Annotated in this window: 4 protein-coding genes; 3 read left to right on the plus strand and 1 reads right to left on the minus strand. The window is 70.3% G+C overall.

Going from position 1 to position 5,749, the window contains the following annotated elements:
* Positions 1-2,186 (minus strand): nitrate- and nitrite sensing domain-containing protein (locus JHAT_RS33070; protein ID WP_143660604.1); only part of this gene is annotated, 2,186 nt, incomplete at its 3' end.
* Positions 2,187-2,786: 600 nt separating this feature from the next.
* Between JHAT_RS33070 and JHAT_RS33075 the strand changes: the two genes are divergently transcribed.
* From JHAT_RS33075 to gltX, 3 genes are all read left to right on the plus strand, one after another.
* Positions 2,787-2,975: a hypothetical protein gene (locus JHAT_RS33075; RefSeq protein WP_171991181.1), complete on the plus strand. Its 189-nt coding sequence runs from the start codon at positions 2,787-2,789 to the stop codon at positions 2,973-2,975.
* Between the two features lie 388 nt (positions 2,976-3,363).
* Complete coding sequence (locus JHAT_RS33080) at positions 3,364-4,140, plus strand: fumarylacetoacetate hydrolase family protein (RefSeq protein ID WP_077801973.1); 777 nt, start codon at positions 3,364-3,366, stop codon at positions 4,138-4,140.
* On the plus strand, positions 4,133-5,617 hold the full coding sequence (gltX, locus tag JHAT_RS33085; RefSeq protein ID WP_077801974.1) for a glutamate--tRNA ligase: 1,485 nt from the start codon (positions 4,133-4,135) through the stop codon (positions 5,615-5,617). The genes JHAT_RS33080 and gltX overlap by 8 nt, the downstream gene beginning before the upstream one ends.
* Positions 5,618-5,749: the final 132 nt, after the last annotated feature.

Genomic DNA, 5,749 nt, shown 5'->3' on the forward strand with positions numbered 1-5,749 from the left:
GGCTGGCCCGGCTTGGGCTGCGGCTTGCGGCCGCCCTGGGCGACGTCGACGGGCAGCATGACCAGCGCGGTCGTACCACCGGAGTCGGACGGACGCAGCTGGATGCGGATGCCGTGGCGCTGCGAGAGGCGGCCGACCACGAACAGACCCATGCGGCGGGAGACCGAGACGTCCACGGTCGGCGGCGCGGCGAGCCGCTCGTTGATCGCCGCGAGGTCCTCGGGGGAAAGGCCGATGCCGGTGTCGTGGATCTCGATCAGGACGCGGCCGTCGGGCAGCGCGTGACCGGTGACCTTGACCTTGGTCTGCGGCGAGGAGAAGGAGGTCGCGTTCTCGAGCAGCTCGGCGAGCAGGTGCACGAGGTCGTTGACCACGCGGCCGGCGACCTCGGTGCTCGGCACGGAGGCCAGCTCGATGCGCTCGTACTGCTCCACCTCGGACGCGGCGGCGCGGAGCACGTCGACCAGCGGGACCGGGCGGGTCCAGCGGCGGCCGGGCTCCTCACCGGCGAGGACGAGGAGGTTCTCACCGTTACGGCGCATGCGCGTCGCGAGGTGGTCGAGCTTGAACAGCGAGGACAGCTGGTCCGGGTCGGCCTCGCGGGACTCCAGTTCGGAGATGAGCGAGAGCTGACGCTGGATGAGGCCCTGGGAACGGCGCGAGAGGTTGGTGAACATCGCGTTGACGTTGCCCCGCAGCAGGGCCTGCTCGGCGGCGAGGCGGACCGCCTCGCGGTGCACGTCGTCGAAGGCCGCGGCCACCCGGCCGATCTCGTCCCGGGAGTGCACACCGACCGACTCCACCGAGGTGTCCACGTCCTGCGGGTCGGTCTCGGACAGCTGCTTGACCAGCTCGGGCAGACGGTCCTGGGCGACCTTGGTCGCGGTCTCCTCCAGACGGCGCAGCGAGCGGATCATGGACCGGGCCACGACGAACGCGCCGACCAGCGAGACACCGAGCACGAGCAGGATGAGCACACCGGAGACGATCGCCTCCTGCTCGGACTCGCTGCGCAGCTCACGGGCCTTCTGCTCCATGTCCTCCAGCAGGCGCAGCTCGATGTTCTTCATCTGCTGGATCTTGGTGGAGCTGTCGTCCAGCCAGTCCTGGTACGACCGCTCGTCCAGGTCGGCCAGGCCGTTGACCCGGCTGAAGGCACGGCCGGCGTACTCGTCGGACGACTCGATCACCGGGTTGCCCTGGGAGATCGGCTTGAGGAGGTCCTCGGAGCCGTCGCCGTAGATGCTGCTGAAGCTGCGGAGCTCGGACGTCTGGCTCTGCAGCGCGGACTGCGCGTAGAGCCGGTCGTTCTCGGAGAGTTCGCCCTTGCTGGTGTTGGTCGCCGGAAGGGCCGCCGCGAGGACCGCGCGCTGGATGGAGGCGTACTCCTTGGCCGAGGAGAAGGCGGCCAGGGCGCGCGTGCGCTGGATCATCTCGGGGTTGCTGGTCGCCTCCGCCATGTCCTGCGAGAGGTCGAGCAGGTTGGTGATCAGGCGGTGGTAGGCCTCGACGGTCTGCGTCGAGTTCTTCTTGGACGTGTACGCGGTGTTGCGGATCTTGTTCAGGTCGTTCAGATCGCTCGCGAGGCCGACGAGGCTGTCGCGGACACCGACGAGGTTGCCGTCCTTGCTGGCGGCGTCGATCTCCTCGGACTGGTCGAGGAAGTTCTTCAGCGCCCGGTCGGTCTTCTCCCGGTCGCCCTTGACGGCGATCGCGCTGGACGTCGAGCCGTGTGCCAGGGGGCCGGCGGACTGGTCGCGCTCCTCCTGGAGCGCGGCGGCCAGCTCGGTGGCCTGCTTGGTCATCTCCGTCAGCAGCTTCATGTTGTCGAGCTGCTGGATGTTGTCCATCGACTCGTTGATGCGCAGCGCGCCCAGCGAGGTGGCCGCGACCACCGGGAGGGCGAGCAGCGACACGAGGCGGGTGGAGATCCGCCAGTTGCGCAGGGCTATGCGCGGGCCCGGGCCGGTCGGGCCCGTGGCCGGCTTGGCGGGCGGCTTCTGACCGGGAGTCGACGGGGCCGCTCCCTGACCGGGGAGCCCGGAGCGGTCGGCACTGCCGTCGGCCTGGGCCTGACCCGGGTTCTGGGCGTGCTGGGGCGAGGAGCCGACGGCCCTGGGGCCATTCCCGCCGTGCGGCTCCGGCTCCGCCGAAGCGCTGCCATCCCTCTTGAAACGTCCCTGCACTAGCGTCGCAACCTCTGGACCAGGCGCCCGGCCGCGTGAACGGCTGAGCACGGTGTCGGCGTCATGGGGGCGCCCTGAATACGCCCCCGTGGTGGTCGTGAGTGACCGGCGCTGGCTCCCCCTTCGTGCCGCCGCTCGGCGCTGTGGTGCGCCCCCTGCGCGCCGGCTCGATCCTGCGGCGGTCCGTGGAATTCCAGCACAGTGCAGGGTCTCCAACAAGGCCCGTGGGTCAGGCCGGGACAGAGGTGACAGCACGTGAGGAGCGGCTCACGGGCGGTAGAAAACGATCACCCGCAAAGCGGACGTATGCCCTCGATTCGTCGGGAGGCAAGCGGTGTCCCAGTAGACATGATCAGCAGCGGAATGGTCGCTTCAGGGGGGAGATGTCGGTTTCGTCGGAGTGTGACGTCGGCCGGAATTGACCGATTTGACCCTGGATAAGTGAGCAAACTCACATGTCGTTCACCGGCTCTCCCCGAGTTCGCGGGGAATTGCATGTTTAGCCTGACGCTTTACAGAGAAGGCAAAACCGACAACCCGCGCCCCCGCAGGGGTCACTCGCCCCTGCCGGCGCCCGTACACGACAGGGTTCGTACAACCGTGAAGACGACGATGATGTTCCACAAGATCGCCAACCCGCGACGCACGACGCTGGCGCACCTCGACGGCGCCGACGAACTGCAGACGCCGGAACAGCCGGAGCACGCCGTCGAGCTCCCCACCCAGACCGCCAACCCCCGGCGCACGGTCCTCATGGAGATCCCCGTCGCGGCCTCCGCCGCAGAGTAGTACGCCGCCCGGCCGCACGACGTCCGGCCGGCCCGCCGCACACGGACCCACGGGCGCCCGCGCACGCGGCTCCGCGAGGAGCCGCGGCGGGCGACGCGCGAAGCGCCCGCCCGTGAGCGCCCGCCCGGCGGATCACGCCGAAGGCGCGCGGCACGACACGCACCCCCGCCACCTGAAGGGCGCGGGGCGACCCCCGACCACGCTGTCGCCGGTCGCCGACTCCTCCGCGCCCGGCCCCCTCCTCCGCCGTGCGGCGCACGCACCGCGCCCCGTTCACCCGCACCACCGGGCGACGCCGCTTTCCTCCGGCCTGAGCCGTCGGGCAGGCCCGCCGCGTTAGCCTGGAGCGTCAGACTCCAGCCAGCTCAGTCAAGGGGCCACACAACCCGTGCGCATCGCCAGGTTCTCCATCGACGGGAACGTCGCCTTCGGCGCGGTCGAGGGCGACCAGCCGGACGAGCTCGTCCTCGACATCATCAAGGGCATCCCCTTCGCGGACTTCGAGCTCTCCGGCACCAAGGTGCCGCTGAGCAAGGTGCGGCTGCTGCCGCCGGTGCTCCCCAACAAGGTCGTGGCCTTCGGCCGCAACTACGCGGAGCACGCCCGCGAACTCGGCAACGAGGTGCCCGACGCCCCGTTCGCCTTCTTCAAGCCGTCCACCTCGGTCATCGGCCCCGGCGACGCCATCCAGTACCCCTCCTTCTCGGAGGAGCTGCACCACGAGGCCGAGCTCGCCGTCGTCATCGGCCGCATGTGCCGCGAGGTCCCGCGCGAGCGCGTCAAGGACGTCATCCTCGGCTACACCTGCGCCAACGACGTCACCGCCCGCGACGTGCAGCGCCGCGAGAAGCAGTGGGCCCGCGCCAAGGGCTTCGACTCCGCCTGCCCGCTCGGCCCCTGGGTGGAGACGGACCTCGACCCGGACGACCTCACGATCCAGCTCACGGTCAACGGCGCCCAGCGCCAGCTCGGCCGCACCAGCGAGATGATCCACCCCATCGCGGACCTGATCGCCAACATCTCCGAGGCCATGACGCTGCTGCCCGGCGACGTGATCCTCACGGGCACCCCGGCCGGAGTCGGCCCCCTCAACGTCGGCGACGAAGTCGCCGTCACCATCGAAGGCATCGGCACTCTCACCAACAAGGTTGTCAAGCGTGGCTAGCGCACCCGGCTCCCCCGTACGCGTCCGATTCTGTCCGTCCCCGACCGGCAACCCCCACGTGGGCCTGGTCCGCACCGCCCTGTTCAACTGGGCGTTCGCCAAGCACCACCAGGGCACGCTGGTCTTCCGCATCGAGGACACCGACGCGGCCCGCGACTCCGAGGAGTCGTACAACCAGCTCCTCGACTCGCTGCGCTGGCTGGGCTTCGACTGGGACGAGGGCCCCGAGGTCGGCGGCCCGCACGCGCCGTACCGCCAGTCGCAGCGGATGGACATCTACCAGGACGTCGCCCGCAAGCTCCTGGACGCCGGCCACGCCTACCACTGCTACTGCTCCCAGGAGGAGCTGGACACCCGCCGCGAGGCCGCCCGCGCCGCCGGCAAGCCCTCCGGCTACGACGGCCACTGCCGCGACCTCGACGCCGCGCAGGTCGAGGAGTACAAGGCCCAGGGCCGCGAGCCGATCGTCCGCTTCCGGATGCCCGACGAGACGATCACCTTCACCGACCTGGTCCGCGGCGAGATCACCTACCTCCCGGAGAACGTCCCGGACTACGGCATCGTCCGCGCCAACGGTGCGCCCCTGTACACGCTGGTCAACCCGGTCGACGACGCCCTGATGGAGATCACCCACGTCCTGCGCGGCGAGGACCTGCTCTCCTCCACCCCCCGCCAGATCGCCCTGTACAAGGCGCTGATCGAGCTCGGCGTCGCCAAGGAGATCCCGGCCTTCGGCCACCTGCCGTACGTCATGGGCGAGGGCAACAAGAAGCTCTCCAAGCGCGACCCGCAGTCGAGCCTCAACCTCTACCGCGAGCGCGGCTTCCTCCCCGAGGGCCTGCTCAACTACCTCTCCCTGCTCGGCTGGTCGCTCTCCGCCGACCAGGACATCTTCACGATCGACGAGATGGTCGCCGCCTTCGACATCTCCGACGTGAACCCCAACCCGGCCCGCTTCGACCTGAAGAAGTGCGAGGCGATCAACGCCGACCACATCCGCATGCTCGACGTGAAGGACTTCACGGAGCGCTGCGCCCCCTGGCTGAAGGCCCCCGTCGCCCCCTGGGCGCCCGAGGACTTCGACGAGGCCAAGTGGCAGGCCATCGCGCCGCACGCGCAGACCCGCCTGAAGGTCCTCTCCGAGATCACGGACAACGTCGACTTCCTGTTCCTGCCGGAGCCGGTCTTCGACGAGGCGTCCTGGACCAAGGCCATGAAGGAGGGCAGCGACGCCCTCCTGCGCACGGCCCGCGAGAAGCTGGACGCGGCCGACTGGAACTCCCCGGAGTCCCTCAAGGAGGCCGTCCTGGCCGCCGGCGAGGCCCACGGCCTCAAGCTCGGCAAGGCCCAGGCCCCGGTCCGCGTCGCCGTCACCGGCCGCACGGTCGGCCTGCCCCTCTTCGAGTCCCTGGAGGTCCTGGGCAAGGAGAAGGCCCTGGCCCGCATCGACGCGGCGCTGGCGCGGCTCGCGGCGTAACACCCGTACCCGTACGAAGGGGCGGCACCCGGCCGGGGTGCCGCCCCTTCGCCGTCGGCGCCGGTGCGAGGCGGCCCGCTACGGTTCGGCCCACCGAGTTCCCTGATCAGGACAGCGCACCGCCACGCCGAT

This window comes from Streptomyces sp. JHA26, assembly GCF_002005565.1.
In the GTDB taxonomy this organism is placed as follows: domain Bacteria; phylum Actinomycetota; class Actinomycetes; order Streptomycetales; family Streptomycetaceae; genus Streptomyces.